The sequence below is a fragment of the Rhizobium sp. YIM 134829 genome (assembly GCF_046546455.1).
Genome location: NZ_JBKHKI010000004.1, coordinates 170977 through 184043, shown reverse-complemented (window position 1 = coordinate 184043; position 13067 = coordinate 170977). Strand labels below are relative to the sequence as shown.

12 protein-coding genes are annotated in these 13067 nt (G+C 63.5%); 8 read left to right on the top strand and 4 right to left on the bottom strand.

What is annotated here, in order from left to right; translation table 11 throughout:
• Positions 1-136 precede the first annotated feature (136 nt).
• The 3 genes from ACLE20_RS09715 (at position 137) to ACLE20_RS09705 (ending at position 5105) form a co-directional block, all read left to right on the top strand.
• Positions 137-2077, top strand: a complete 1941-nt coding sequence (locus ACLE20_RS09715) for a calcium-binding protein (RefSeq protein WP_410940071.1) — start codon at positions 137-139, stop codon at positions 2075-2077.
• Between the two features lie 121 nt (positions 2078-2198).
• Complete coding sequence (gene glgX, locus ACLE20_RS09710; protein WP_410940070.1) at positions 2199-4286, top strand: glycogen debranching protein GlgX; 2088 nt, start codon at positions 2199-2201, stop codon at positions 4284-4286.
• Positions 4287-4760: 474 nt separating this feature from the next.
• Positions 4761-5105, top strand: coding sequence for a DUF1330 domain-containing protein (locus ACLE20_RS09705; protein WP_410940069.1), 345 nt, complete (start codon positions 4761-4763; stop codon positions 5103-5105).
• Between the two features lie 68 nt (positions 5106-5173).
• Here the strand turns inward: ACLE20_RS09705 and glgA are convergent, their stop codons facing one another.
• Positions 5174-6637 carry a glycogen synthase GlgA gene (glgA, locus tag ACLE20_RS09700; protein WP_410940068.1) on the bottom strand — a complete coding sequence of 488 codons (1464 nt, stop codon included), beginning with the start codon at positions 6635-6637 and terminating at the stop codon, positions 5174-5176.
• Positions 6638-6901: 264 nt separating this feature from the next.
• Positions 6902-7483: a DUF2934 domain-containing protein gene (locus tag ACLE20_RS09695; RefSeq protein WP_410940067.1), complete on the bottom strand. Its 582-nt coding sequence runs from the start codon at positions 7481-7483 to the stop codon at positions 6902-6904.
• A 276-nt stretch (positions 7484-7759) separates the two neighbouring features.
• Between ACLE20_RS09695 and ACLE20_RS09690 the strand changes: the two genes are divergently transcribed.
• A complete protein-coding gene (locus ACLE20_RS09690) occupies positions 7760-8176 on the top strand; it encodes a hypothetical protein (RefSeq protein ID WP_410940066.1) in 417 nt (138 codons plus the stop codon).
• Positions 8177-8273: 97 nt separating this feature from the next.
• On the opposite strand, the gene ACLE20_RS09685 is transcribed toward ACLE20_RS09690, so the two are convergent.
• Complete coding sequence (locus ACLE20_RS09685; RefSeq protein ID WP_410940065.1) at positions 8274-8912, bottom strand: TetR/AcrR family transcriptional regulator; 639 nt, start codon at positions 8910-8912, stop codon at positions 8274-8276.
• Between the two features lie 116 nt (positions 8913-9028).
• Here ACLE20_RS09685 and ACLE20_RS09680 point away from each other — a divergent pair, with 116 nt between their 5' ends.
• The gene (locus ACLE20_RS09680; protein ID WP_410940064.1) at positions 9029-9331 is read left to right on the top strand and encodes a hypothetical protein; all 303 of its coding nucleotides are present in this window, start codon (positions 9029-9031) and stop codon (positions 9329-9331) included.
• Between the two features lie 106 nt (positions 9332-9437).
• Here ACLE20_RS09680 and pncB read toward each other — a convergent pair whose 3' ends face one another.
• Entirely contained in the window at positions 9438-10742 is a 1305-nt protein-coding gene (pncB, locus tag ACLE20_RS09675; RefSeq protein WP_410940063.1) for a nicotinate phosphoribosyltransferase, read from the bottom strand.
• Positions 10743-10963: 221 nt separating this feature from the next.
• Here pncB and ACLE20_RS09670 point away from each other — a divergent pair, with 221 nt between their 5' ends.
• From ACLE20_RS09670 to ACLE20_RS09660, 3 genes are read left to right on the top strand one after another with little or no spacing between them, the layout of a single operon-like run.
• Positions 10964-11740 carry a DeoR/GlpR family DNA-binding transcription regulator gene (locus tag ACLE20_RS09670; RefSeq protein ID WP_410940062.1) on the top strand — a complete coding sequence of 259 codons (777 nt, stop codon included), beginning with the start codon at positions 10964-10966 and terminating at the stop codon, positions 11738-11740.
• A complete protein-coding gene (locus ACLE20_RS09665; RefSeq protein WP_410940061.1) occupies positions 11737-12507 on the top strand; it encodes a triose-phosphate isomerase in 771 nt (256 codons plus the stop codon). Before ACLE20_RS09670 ends, ACLE20_RS09665 begins: the two co-directional genes overlap by 4 nt.
• 44 nt (positions 12508-12551) lie before the next feature.
• Positions 12552-12989: an RpiB/LacA/LacB family sugar-phosphate isomerase gene (locus ACLE20_RS09660; RefSeq protein ID WP_410940060.1), complete on the top strand. Its 438-nt coding sequence runs from the start codon at positions 12552-12554 to the stop codon at positions 12987-12989.
• Positions 12990-13067 lie beyond the last annotated feature (78 nt).

Genomic DNA, 13067 nt, shown 5'->3' with positions numbered 1-13067 from the left:
GACCGGGTATACTCGTCCGCCTTGAAACTCTTTGCCACCACAGGTCGTCTCCCGGCGTGCGGACAATTCCGCGGACAGGCAGGACTCGTGGCGCAGGAGGCGCGACGGCGACGCCGAGCAACAAGGGAGACAGACCATGAGCACCGAAACGAAGGAAGACGCGGCCCGACGCGCCCGCGGCGATGACAGCTACCGGCTGGATCTTTTCCGCGACGGCCCGGTGGCGAAGGATTTGGGCGACGGCAATGACCGCGTGGTCGTGGAGTCCCTGAACAATGTCTCGCAGATCCGCCTGACGCTGACGAGCGGCGAAGTCGGCAATGGCGAGGCGGACGACAGCGACAGCCAGCCGAACCAGGACGGTGACCTCGCCGTGCATCTGCAGGCGGAAAACCGGAGCGGAGGCCTGCGCGGCCCGGAAAGCCGGTTCGATGATGAGGGCATCACCTTTGTGACCGAAGGCAGTGCCACCTTCGACGTGCGCGATCTGGTCAGCGGCGTTTCACGCGGCGACCGCTTCGATGTCGTCCAGCTCGGCACTGAGCAGTCCGAACTGCTGAAGGCTGCCGCGGGCCAAGGCGCCTATTACATCAACGGCGGCGCAGGGGCCGATCGTATCATTGGCGGCACAGGCAATGATTTCCTCGTCGGCGGCGCCGGCAACGACACGCTGGAAGGCCGCGATGGCGATGACGGCTTCATCGGCGGTGCCGGCAATGACGTGATCCGCGGCGGCGCGGGCGACGATCGCGTCTTCGTCAATCTGGCGACCGACGGGCAGGATCGCGTCGATCTCGGCGCTGGCCTCGATACGGTCAATGTCACGGCGCCGGCCTCTGCCGGCCAGGTTCGCCTGACCTTTACCAGCAGCGAGGTCGGCAACGGCTCGGCCCGCGACAGCGACAGCTTGGCCAACCAGGATGGCGGCTTTGCGGTGCAACTGCGTGCCGAGGACGGCATGGACGGGCTCGGCGCCCGCAGCCGCTATGATGACGAAGGCATCCGTTTCGTCTCCGCGACACCCGGCGTTACCTTCGATGTGCGTGATCTGGTGAGCGGCGTGCAGCGCGGTGACGGTTTCACGGTTGTCGAGCTCGGCACGTCGGGCAACGACACCATCACCGCCGCCGCGTCGCGCGCGGAAAGCCTCTATGCCAATGGCGGCATGGGCAATGACAGGCTGACCGGCGGCAGAGGCGACGACTTCCTGGTCGGCGGTGCCGGGAACGACGTCCTGCGCGGCGCTGCGGGCAATGACAGCTTCATCGGCGGCGCCGGCAATGATGTGATCTCCGGCTCGACCGGCGACGACACGGTCATCGTCAATCTGGCAACGGATGGGCAGGATCGCGTGGATCTCGGCGCAGGCATGGACGTCGTCAATGTCACGGCGCCTTTGACCGCTGGCCAGGTGCGGCTTGCCTTCACCAGCGCCGAGGTGGGCAATGGCGCGGCCCGCGATGGCGACAGCTTGGCCAACCAGGATGGCGGCTATGCGGTGCAGCTCTTCGCCGAAGACGGGCTCGACGGGCTCGGCGCCCGCAGCCGCTACGATGACGAAGGCATCAGCTTCGTCTCCTCCACCCCGGGCGTGACATTCGACGTGCGCGATCTCGTCAGCGGCGTTCAGCGCGGCGACCAGTTTTCGATCGTCCGTCTGGGGACGCAGGCCGGCGATACGATTGACGACAGCGCCGAGACCCGCGCCGTTTATGTCAATGGCGGCATGGGCGATGACGACCTTCGCGGCGGCAGCGGCAATGACTTCCTGGTCGGCGGCATGGGCAATGACCGGCTCGATGGCGGCGCAGGCAACGACAGCTTCATCGGCGGCGCCGGGAACGACGTCTTCGTCTTCGCCGTCACCGGCGGGGCCGAGCGGATCAATGACTTCGTTTCGGGAGCCGACAAGATCGATCTCAGCGCCTTCGACATCGACGTGAGCAACATCGCCTCGACGACGAGCGGCGTGGATACGATCCTCTCGATCGATACGGACCGCAACGGATCAAGCGACTTCACCATCACGCTGGTCGGCGTTGGCCGTCCCGCCGATGGTGATTTCCTCTTCGCCTGAGACGTGTAAAGCAGCCGCGCCATCACACGGCGCGGCTGCTCATTTATCAAATCTTTCAAGCCACTAAAGGAACCTTTTTCGCGCTGCACACTTACTGATCGGTTCGACACAGGGGATCTCGATGACCGATCATTCAGGGAAGACGCGCGTGGAATCCGGCACATGGACGGCGCTGGGCGCCACGCCGGACAAGGACGGCGTCAATTTCGCGCTGTTTTCCGCCCATGCCGAACGGGTGGAGCTCTGCCTGTTCGATGAAAGCGGCACCAAGGAAACAGCCCGCATCGAGCTTCCCGAATATACGAACGAGATCTGGCACGGCTATGTTCCGGGCCTCAAGCCTGGCGCGCTCTATGGCTTCCGCGTGCACGGCCCCTTTGACCCTGAAAACGGTCACCGTTTCAACGCCAACAAGCTTCTGGTCGACCCCTATGCCCGCGAACTGGTCGGCGACGTCGCCTGGTCGAGCGCGCATTTCGGCTATGACATGGAGTCTGAGGAAAAGGACCTCAGCTTCAACGAGGAAGACAGCGCCCCGGTTATGCCCAAGAGCCGGGTGATCGACTCCAAGGATTACGACTGGAAAGGCGATACCGCGCCGATGATCCCCTGGTCGCGGACGATCTTCTACGAAACGCATGTGAAAGGCTTCACCAAGCTGCATCCGGCCATTCCGGAGGAGCTGCGCGGCACATTCGATGGCATGGGCCATAAGGCGGCGGTCGACTATCTGAAGAGCCTCGGCATCACCTCGGTCGAGCTGCTCCCCACCCATTTCTTCCCCGACGACAGCATGCTGATCGACAAGGGTTTGCACAATTATTGGGGCTACAACACACTCGGCTTCTTCGCCCCGGCCACCCGCTATTACGGGCCCCGCGCGCTGGCCGGTTTCCGCGACATGGTGCGGGCACTGCATGATGGCGGCATCGAGGTGATCCTCGACGTCGTTTACAACCATACCGCCGAAGGCAACGAGCTTGGGCCGACGCTCTCCTTCAAGGGCATCGACAATTTCTCCTACTATCGCACGATCCCTGACAATCACCGCTACTATATCAACGACACTGGCACCGGGAACACGGTCAACACCTCGCATCCGCGCGTCCTTCAGATGGTTACCGATTCGCTGCGCTACTGGGTCGAGGAAATGCATGTCGACGGCTTCCGCTTCGATCTTGGCACCATTCTCGGCCGCGAGCCGGAAGGGTTCGACCAGCGCGGCGGCTTCTTCGACGCGGTCACGCAGGATCCGGTGCTTTCCAAGGTCAAGCTGGTCGGCGAGCCTTGGGATATTGGCCCCGGTGGCTACCAGGTCGGCGGCTTCCCCCCAGGCTGGGCCGAGTGGAACGACAAATATCGCGACACCGTGCGCGACTACTGGAAGGACACGGACGGCACGGCGCCCGATTTCGCCGCCCGCTTCTTCGGCTCCGGAGATCTCTACGACCAGCGCGGCCGCCGCCCCTGGGCAAGCGTCAACTTCATCGCCGCCCATGACGGCTTCACCATCAACGACCTCGTTTCCTACAATGAGAAGCATAACGAGGCGAATGGCGAGGACAACAAGGACGGCCACAGCGACAATCGCAGCGACAATTACGGCGCAGAAGGCCCGACCGACGACGAGAGCATCAATGCCATCCGTGAGCGCCAGAAACGCAACTTCCTCGCAACGCTCCTCCTCTCGCATGGCACGCCGATGATCCTTGGCGGCGACGAATTCGGCCGCAGCCAGATGGGCAACAACAACGGCTACTGCCAGGACAGCGACATCAGCTGGATCCACTGGGAGGACCTGCCGCCCTCGGCCGAAGAGCTGCGCAATTTCGTTCGCCGGCTCACGAGCCTTCGCGCTGCGCAGCCTCTGTTCCGCCGCGAGAGTTGGCGCGATGGCATGGTGCTCACCTGGTTCAACGCCGGCGGCGGCGAACAGACGGCGGAGCAATGGGCCGATGGCGGCGGCACGACGATCGGTGCCGTGATCTCACGGCCCGATCTCGAAGGCCAGGACGGAATCTGGCCGCATGCCCTCCTGATCTTCAATCCGCATGAGGGCGTCGTACCCTTCGCCCTGCCCGAGGCGCCGAACGGCGGCAGCTGGACGCTGGAACTGACGACGGATGATCCGGCGTTGGAAGCCCAACCCGTGGAGGGCGAAAGCTTCGAAATGGCGGCGCGCAGCCTAGCGCTTTTCCGCTCGAGCTGACACCTCCTGTAGCAAGGCATCTCGCCTCGCATGCCTACGAAGAGTGATCAGACCGGTTATCCCTCAAGCTCCGGCTAGGAGGACGACCGGTCTTCGTTTTGTGAGGATGAGGTGCCTGGACGACCTTTCCCCCCGCCTGATTGCCGAGGGTATCGTCTTGACCCGGTCCCATCCCCCATTCCACCGCCACCTTCAGGTCCGGGGCATTTGGAGACTGCCCAAACCATGCCGTCGGGAGTCCGGCACGGCGTCCATAATTACATGTAATTTCTTTCATATTAGGGACCTTGATAGCAAGTGCCCGAGCTCGTACGGTCGGCTCCGGGCGTCAATCGCATCGATATGGACGGTTGACGCCGCCAGGGCTGATCGTCGGACGAGGATCATGCCGGCGAAGGTCAGACGTCATCCCAGTCCCAATCGGAGAGCCAAATGATGCATGTAATTTCTCGTGGCCCCTTGACCCTCAGCGCGGTGCTGGTCGGGGCTTTGCTGTTTTCCCACCCGGCGGCAGCCGAGGATAAGAAAATTGCCTATGCTGTCGTTGAACTCGATGTTCGGCAGCCAGAAGAGTTCACGAAGGAGTTCTTGCCGCTCGTCGGCAAGGTCTATGCCGAGGCCGGGGCGGTCTTCCTGGCAAAACCGACGGCTCCGGTGGCAATCGATGACGTCGCGCCCAAGCGCGTGGCCATTCTCCGGTTTGACAGTTTGGAGAAAGCCAAGGCGACCTTTTCCTCCCAAGCCTATCGAGACGCGCGCAAGATCGGCGAGAAATATGCCAGCTTCAAGATCTTCGTCGTCGAGGCGCCTGCCAACTGACGATCAAGGAAAGCCGGCGGCGCCGCGGGCGCTTGCTCCATGAGCGTTAAAAACCCAGGATCATCGGCTCAGGACGAATGGCCCGCATAGCGATTGGCCTGGATCAGGCGGCCATAGAGCTCGGCATATTGCTCGGCTGAGCGCTCCCAGGAGAAATTGGCCTTCATGCCCTGGTTCTGCAGCCGCGCCCATTTCTTCGGATCGCGATAGGCATGGAATGCGCGGTGGATGGCCAGGCGGAGATTGTCGCTGGTGGCAGGATGGAACTGGAAACCGGTAGCGACGCGGGCCGACATGGCCGCATCATTGGCATCGATGATGGTTTCCGATAGGCCGCCGGTGCGCGAGACGACGGGGACGGCGCCGTAGCGCAGCGCGTAGAGCTGGGTCAGCCCGCAGGGCTCGAAGCGCGACGGCTGGATGATGATGTCGGCGCCGCCATGGATAAGATGAGCCGTATGCTCGTCATAGCCGATGCGCACGCCGATCCGGCCCGGATGCCGCCCGGCGGCCAGCAGAAGCTGGGTCTCGATATCCTTCGAGCCCTTGCCGAGCACGATCAGCTTGCCGCCGAGGCTGGCGATCTCCTCCGCCACTTCGGCCAGCATGTCGCCCCCCTTCTGCCAGGTCAGCCGGGTAACGGCGGCAAAGACCGGACCGGGCTTGCTGTCGAGATGGAAGGCCTGCATCAGGATCTCGCGATTGATCCCGCGCCGGCGGATCTGGCGGACGTCATAATTGGCCGGCAGATAGGGGTCGTTTGCCGGATTCCAGACCTCGGTATCGATGCCGTTGACGATGCCGCTGAAGGCATCGAGCCGCGAAAGCAGCGCGCCCTGCATGCCCATGCCGAGCTCGGGCGACACGATCTCGCGCGCATAGGTGGGGCTGACGGTCGTCACGGCGGAGGCAGTGCGGATGCCGCCCTTCAGGAAGCTGATGTCACCGTAATATTCGAGGCAATTGATGCTGAAGGCCTCTGGTGGAAGGCCGATCAGCGGCAGGCGATCGGCCGCATATTGGCCCTGGAAGGCAAGGTTGTGGATCGTCAGCACGGACGGCACATGCCGCGCATTGTCGGAATAGCGCATATAGACGGTCGTCAGCGCCGTCTGCCAGTCATGGGTATGGACGAGGTCGGGTCGCCAGTCGGGAAGCAGGCCGCCGGCAAGCGCCGAGGCGACATAGGAGAGCACTGCGAAGCGCTTCCAATTGTCCGGGTGATCGACGCCGTCCTCGCCCGAATAAGGTCCACCCGGCCGGTCGTAGAGCGCCGGCGCGTCGAGCACGAAGAGATCGAGCCCCGCTGCCGTGACTTCGAGCAGCGTCGCCGGCGTGCCGAACAGGTCGGGGAAGAAATGAACGGTCTTCGGCTGATCGAGCTGCGCGAGAACGGCGGAATAACCGGGCACGAGTGTGCGCGTGCGGTACCCACGCGCCAACAGAACCTTGGGCAGCGCGCCGGTGACATCGGCGAGACCGCCGGTCTTGATCAACGGAAAAACTTCCGATGTCACGGAGAGAACATCCACGCAGATCACATTCCTGTTTGCCATCGGTGGAGCCGGGCGGCTGCCTTCGAAGCGGGGCGCTGGCGAGGCGTCATCCGCGGCGCGATGATGGAGGAAAGCGGTCATCCTGTCCTACGAAAAATCATCCCCTCCGAAGAAAAATTGTGCGTCGCAGTAACCGGATGGAAAGGACTTCTCCGGCGCCTGCAGCTCCTCAAGAGCCCATTATCTTTCTGCCTAGACGCGCCGCAAAAAGCGGCGCGCCGGCTGCGGTTCGAACGGACCTCACTCGGCCTTCGGCTTGCGCCGCGCCGGCGCCTTGACGACGGTCTGATCTGCCCGCGCGGCAACGGGTTTCGGGGCGTCCGCCTTGCCCTTGGCGGGGCGCGCTGCAGCGGATTTTGCGGCAGCCGGCTTCTCAGCCGCGGGTTTGCCTGCCGGTTTCGGCGCAGTCGCCTTGGCCGCGGACGTCGTGGCAGGAGCCTCTTCCGGCGTGGCCTTGGCTGCGTCGTTTCCGGTCGCGCTGTCCTCACTCTTGGCGGCAGACTTCGCAGCGGGTTTGGCAGCCTTTGTCTTGGCGGCAGATTTCGCCTGCTTCGTTTCCGGTGCCGTGGCACTCTCGGCCTTGCCCTTGGCCTTGCCGGCAGATTTGGAGCCGGCGGAAGCGCTGCTTACTTCCCGAGCAGCCTGCTCCCAATGTTCGCTGTGTCGACCCTCGGGGCGGCCCTCTTCTTCCCAGATTTCATGCGCTCTTTTTCTGATGCGGTCATCATCGGCTTTTGCCATGACGTGCTCCCTTTGGCGGCCGGCTCGAACCAGCTTCGAACCGTGGCAGTGCATATTTGTTCCTCGGCGGCTGAACAGCAATATCCCGCGCCGATGAAAGCACCGGCTTGCGGTCGGTCTACAAGAAACGTGATCCATTTTCGTAGGTTATAGCGATCTAAAGCGACGCCGGAAGGCCGCGTTTCTTGAGCGGCCGGCCTGAAGACGGAGTTTTTCGGCGAATCAGTGGCGCGCGCAAGCTGGAACGATAGACCAGCGACGATGGCGCCCTAGATCAGTGTCACTCTCCTTACTGAACCCAGAGGAGACCTTCACCGCTGCCGCTCAGACCGGCGGCTTCGCAGGAGACATAGCTGCATGACGACCCGGCCCTTCGCCCCCCGTTCGCCCTCCCTCATCATCGCCCCGCTGGCGGCACTCGCCGGCCTCCTGTCGGTTGCCTCGCCGGCCGCGGCGCAGTCTCCCAAGATCGAGGATGTCTGCGTGCAGGTCGCCAAGCATCTCCTGATGACGGAGACCGTGCATACCGGCGTCGTCCAGGCCTTCCCCGACCTGAAACCGCCGGGCGCGCGCATGACCTACTCGACGCGCGAAGGTACCGAGCCGAAGGACATGGTCGACACAATCTCCTGCGAGTTCCGCAACACTGCCGCGCCCTTCGACCTGCAGCGCTTCTGCCTGTCGAGCACCTGCTATGCCGCGGATGAACGCAACAATGAAAACCGCCGCCGCTTCGAGGAGGTTCGCATCCTCCTCCAGCGCCAGGGCCTCTGACGCCCCGCTCCGCCCGTGGAACCATCAGACGCGAAACGACGAAGCCGGCGCGCCGTAAAGGCGGCCGGCTTTGGCAAGAGGCAATGATCGGAAGAGGTCAGGCGCTGTAGATGGCAATGGCCTTCTGGCAGGCCTCGCGGAACCGTTTGGCTGGCCCCTCGGCGCCGACCGCCTGGCGCGAGACGCGCGCGCCTTCCAGGAGCATCAGCAGCGTATCGGCCAGCAGCTCCGGCTCGCTGACGCCGGCCTCGCGACAGAGATCGGTGAGCCGCGCGCGCTGGTCGGCCTTGAAGGCCTCGATCACCTCATGGGCGGGGTGACCGGCTTCCTTCAGTTCCACCGCCGCATTGGCCATATCGCAGCCATGCGGCTCGGTGAGCACACAGCTTTCGATACGATCGACCCAGAGATCGAGCTGGCCGCGGGGATTGCCGGGGAGGGTCGTCGCAAGCTCGGTCCAGAGCGCGCAGGCCTGCGACGAGACGGCCTTCAGCGTCTCGCAGATCAGGTCGTCCTTGGAGCCGAAATGGCGGTAGAGCGTCATCTTGTTGGTCGAGGCCGCTTCGGCGATCGCATCGACGCCGATGCCACGAATGCCGTGCTGGCGGAAGAGATCGCGCGCCGTGCTCACGATCCGATCACGCGGCGCCACTTTCACGTTTGCATCGCAACATTCCGAGGCCGCTTTCATAGTTGCGCCGCCTTTGGAGGATTTCTTGAAAGAGGTTGTTGACATAGGTGTGACCGGTCGGTAACTATGCATTTGTTACTAAGCGGTAACATGCATGAGACGGAACGTCAAGCTCACGCCACCGTACGGAGCTTGACCGGTATGAGACGAAGGAAACGGCCATGAACCAGGCCACGATGAAGACGAACGCCGAATACAGCTTCGCCAATGACGACCTGACCCTGTCGGAGGCCTTGGCCGATCCGATGATCCGCGCCGTGATGCGCGCCGACAAGGTGACGACGTCTGAGTTCAAGATGCTGATGCTGTCGGCGGCCAATGCGCTACGCCAGCCGACCCCGCCTGCCGCCGATGGCGCCCGCCAGCATGCCACGCGCCTGCTGGCCGCACCGAAGCGCCGGCTGCTCGCCATGGTGCATCCGCTGGCCGTCGGCAATTCCGGCGCTTGCGCCGCCTGCTACTGAACCTTCGGCGGAGCCCTCCCCCGCCGAACCCCTGCGCCCTCCCTGACGCAGACCAGACCCGGCCGGGCGACCTCCCCCGGCTGGGTTTTTTTACGGCGGAGGCCGGTCAGACCTTCACGACCAGCTCGTGGAAATCCTCCGTTCCGAAGAACTTCAGATAGCGTTCCACCTCGGATGGCTCGCCGGTCGCCTTGCGCGGATTGTCGGAAAGCTTGACTGCCGGGCGCCCATTGGCATCCGCCACCTTGCAGACGACGGAGATCGGGTTGAGGCCGCTGACCTCGGTCGGCGCGCAGCCGGCGAAATCATTGGTGAGGTTCGTGCCCCAGCCGAAGCTCATGCGCACCCGTCCTTCGAAGTGGCGATAGGTGCGGATGATCATGTCGACGTCGAGCCCGTCGGAAAAGATCAGCAGCTTCTCGGACGGATCGCGGCCCTTGGACTTCCACCAGGCAATGATCTTTTCCCCGCCTTCGATCGGCGGCGCGCTGTCGGGCCGGAAGCCGGTCCAGTCGGCCACCCAGTCCGGCGCATGGCGCAGGAAGGCGGCGGTGCCGAAGGCATCCGGCAGGACGATCAGCAGATTGCCGCCATAAAGCCGGTTCCAGTCCTGCAGCACCTTGTAAGGCGCCTGGGCGAGCTCCTCGTCCGTTCTCGCCAACGCCGCGGCGACCATCGGCAGCTCATGGGCATTGGTGCCGAGCGCTTCGAGATCCGTATCCATGGCGAGAAGCACGTTGCTGGTCCCGGTGAAGGATTGGCCAATACCCTCCTTCAGCGCCTCGACGCACCAGCGCTGCCAGAGGAAGGAATGGCGCCGCCGCGTGCCGAAATCGGAAATGCGCAGTTCGGGATATTGGCGGAGCTGCTCGACCTTGGTCCACATCTTGGCCTTGGCCCGGGCATAGAGCACATCGAGCGCGAAGGGCCCCATGCCCTTCATCGCCGTGCGGGAGCGAAGTTCATTGACGATGGCGAGCGCGGGAATCTCCCACATGCTCGTATGCGTCCACTTGCCGGGAAAGGTCAGCTCATACTGTCCGTTGCGGCGCGACAGCTCGTAATCGGGCAGCTGGAAATCGGCGAGCCAGGCGAGGAAGTCCGGCGAGAAGATCTGCTTTTTGCCGTAGAAGGTGTTACCGGCAAGCCAGATCATCTCCTTCTTGGTAAAGCGCACGGTGCGCACATAGTCGAGCTGCTCGCGCAGTTCCTGTTCGTCGATCTCCTCGGTCAGGAGCACGCTCTTGGTACGGTTGATGAGCGAGAAGGTCGCATCCACGGTCGGATACATCTTCCAGATCATCTGAAGCATCAGGAGCTTGTAGAAATCCGTATCGAGCAGGCTGCGCACGATCGGATCGAGCTTCCAGGCATTGTCATGGACCCGGCGCGCAATATCGGTCTTGGTCATGGCCTCTCTCCTTGCCTGGCAGCCGTGGCCGCGCCTCTCGGAGATTACGGATGACCGCCGTCTCCCCTCGCCTTCTCATGACATGTCAAAGGCGCGCCCGCAACGCGTGCGACGCGACAAAAGGCTTGCCAAAATCACACGAAATTATCACAAAATCTCACCAGGAATGTTGCACTTGTCTAAGTGATGGTTTACATAGGTTGGTAAGGGAGGAGGCCGGAATGCGACCGGACGAGCGTCGGCAGAGGATCATGGACATTCTGATGGACCAGGGCTCGGCGTCGGTCGAGGATTTGGCGGCGCGCTTCGGCGTTAGCAAGATGACGGTGCATCGCGACCTCGACGAGCTCGAACAGGCGGGCCTGCTGCGCAAGGTGCATGGTGGCGCCTCCATTCAGTCGAGCCCGCAGTTCGAAAGCGATTTTCGCTATCGCGAGAAGATCGCGGTTGAGGAGAAACGGCGCCTGGCGGCGCGGGCGGCAAGCCTGGTGGAGCCGGGGCAGATCATCTTCGTCGACGACGGATCGACCGCCGGCGGCATTGCCGAGCATCTGAAGGATATCCGGCCGCTGACGGTGATCACCAACAATCTTGGTGTGATCGCCCGATTGGCGCCGATCGCCGGCATCGACGTCATCGCGCTCGGAGGCCAGTACAGCCGCAAGTTCAACGGCTTCTTCGGCATTCTGACCGAGGAGACGCTGGGGTCGCTCAAAGGCGATATCGCCTTCCTGTCGAGCTCGGCCATCCAGGGCGACGCCGCCTACCACCAGGACCAGGAGGTGGTGAAGACCAAGCGCCAGATGATGCGGGCTGCCGGTCGAAGCTATCTGATGGTGGACCATGCGAAATTCGGTCGGTCTGCCCTGCATTTCTTGACCGGGCTCGACGCGTTCACCGCGGTCATCACCGGGGCGGAGCTTGCCGCTGCCGATCAGGCGGCGCTGAAAACGGCCGGCATACCGGTCATCACTGTGGAAGAGGGAAGCCGTCAATGACGACGAAGACCGGGCTGTGGGTCGGCACGAGTTTCAAGATGAACAAGACGCTGGCCGAGGCGCTCGACTTTGCCGAGGCTTTGGCGACGGCGGATGCGGCGCGCGATCCGCGCATCCAGCGCTTCGTCATCCCACCCTTCACCGCCGTGCGCGAGGTCAAGGCGCGGCTGAAGGATACCAGCGTCAAGGTTGGCGCACAGAACATGCATTGGGACGAGGCCGGCGCCTGGACGGGCGAGATTTCCGCGCCCATGCTCACGGATGCGGGGCTTGATCTCGTCGAGCTCGGCCATAGCGAACGGCGCGAGCATTTCGGCGAAACCGACGAGACGGTGGGGCTCAAGGTCGAGAGCGCTGTGCGCCACGGCCTGACGCCGCTGATCTGCATCGGCGAGACGCTTGCCGAACGCGAGGCCGGCCAGGCGGATGCAGTCCTGAAGCGCCAGGTGGAAGGCGCGCTCGCACGGCTCGACGGCGAGGCGAAAGACCGTCCGGTGCTGCTCGCCTACGAACCTGTCTGGGCAATCGGCGTCAACGGCATTCCCGCCTCGTCCGACTATGCCGACGAGCGTCATGCGCGGATCGCCGAGACCGCCCGCGCCTGCCTCGGCACTGACGTGCCGGTGCTTTACGGCGGCAGCGTCAATCCCGGCAATTGTGTGGAGCTCATCACCAAGCCGCATATTGACGGGCTGTTCATCGGCCGCTCGGCCTGGGCCGCGTCCGGCTATCTCGACATTCTCGCCCGCGTCGCCGCGGCCGTTTGACCCGCATCATCAACCAAAAAGCCGTCAACCAAGGGAGAAAGCCCATGAAAATCGCCATCGGAGCCGACAGCGCCGGCAAGCCGCTTCTCGATGTCATCGCCAAGCATCTGGCGACCAAGGAAGGGGTGGAAGTCACCGACCTCAGCCAGCAGGGATTTTATGCCGACCTGTCGCAGGGTCTCGCCCAGTCGATCGTCAAGGGCGAGAACGAGCGCGGCATCCTCTTCTGCGGCACCGGGATCGGCGTTTCGATCTCGGCCAACAAGGTGCCGGGCATCCGCGCCGCGCTGACGCATGACACCTATTCCGCCGAGCGCGCCGCCAAGTCCAACAACGCCCAAATCATCACCATGGGCGCCCGCGTCATCGGCCCGGAACTCGCCAAGGCCATCGTCGACACCTGGCTCGCCTCGGATTTCGATCCGAACGGCGCCTCAGCCGACAATGTCAAGGCAATCGACCGGCTCGACGAAGGCAAGTAGGCGCTTCGCCTGAGCAGAGACCTGCGTATGCGTTGATCCGCCCTCCGCATCGCGGTGCAGTGCGCCCGGCAGACATGT

What these genes read in the sequence shown, in the direction of transcription:
- ACLE20_RS09685 (WP_410940065.1), bottom strand. Translation starts at nt 8,912, where the DNA reads ATGTCAACAACCTCTTTCAAGAAATCCTCCAAAGGCGGCGCAACTATG.
- ACLE20_RS09665 (WP_410940061.1), top strand. Translation starts at nt 11,737, where the DNA reads ATGACGACGAAGACCGGGCTGTGGGTCGGCACGAGTTTCAAGATGAAC.
- ACLE20_RS09670 (WP_410940062.1), top strand. Translation starts at nt 10,964, where the DNA reads ATGCGACCGGACGAGCGTCGGCAGAGGATCATGGACATTCTGATGGAC.
- ACLE20_RS09690 (WP_410940066.1), top strand. Translation starts at nt 7,760, where the DNA reads ATGACGACCCGGCCCTTCGCCCCCCGTTCGCCCTCCCTCATCATCGCC.
- ACLE20_RS09715 (WP_410940071.1), top strand. Translation starts at nt 137, where the DNA reads ATGAGCACCGAAACGAAGGAAGACGCGGCCCGACGCGCCCGCGGCGAT.
- glgX (WP_410940070.1), top strand. Translation starts at nt 2,199, where the DNA reads ATGACCGATCATTCAGGGAAGACGCGCGTGGAATCCGGCACATGGACG.
- ACLE20_RS09660 (WP_410940060.1), top strand. Translation starts at nt 12,552, where the DNA reads ATGAAAATCGCCATCGGAGCCGACAGCGCCGGCAAGCCGCTTCTCGAT.
- pncB (WP_410940063.1), bottom strand. Translation starts at nt 10,742, where the DNA reads ATGACCAAGACCGATATTGCGCGCCGGGTCCATGACAATGCCTGGAAG.
- ACLE20_RS09680 (WP_410940064.1), top strand. Translation starts at nt 9,029, where the DNA reads ATGAACCAGGCCACGATGAAGACGAACGCCGAATACAGCTTCGCCAAT.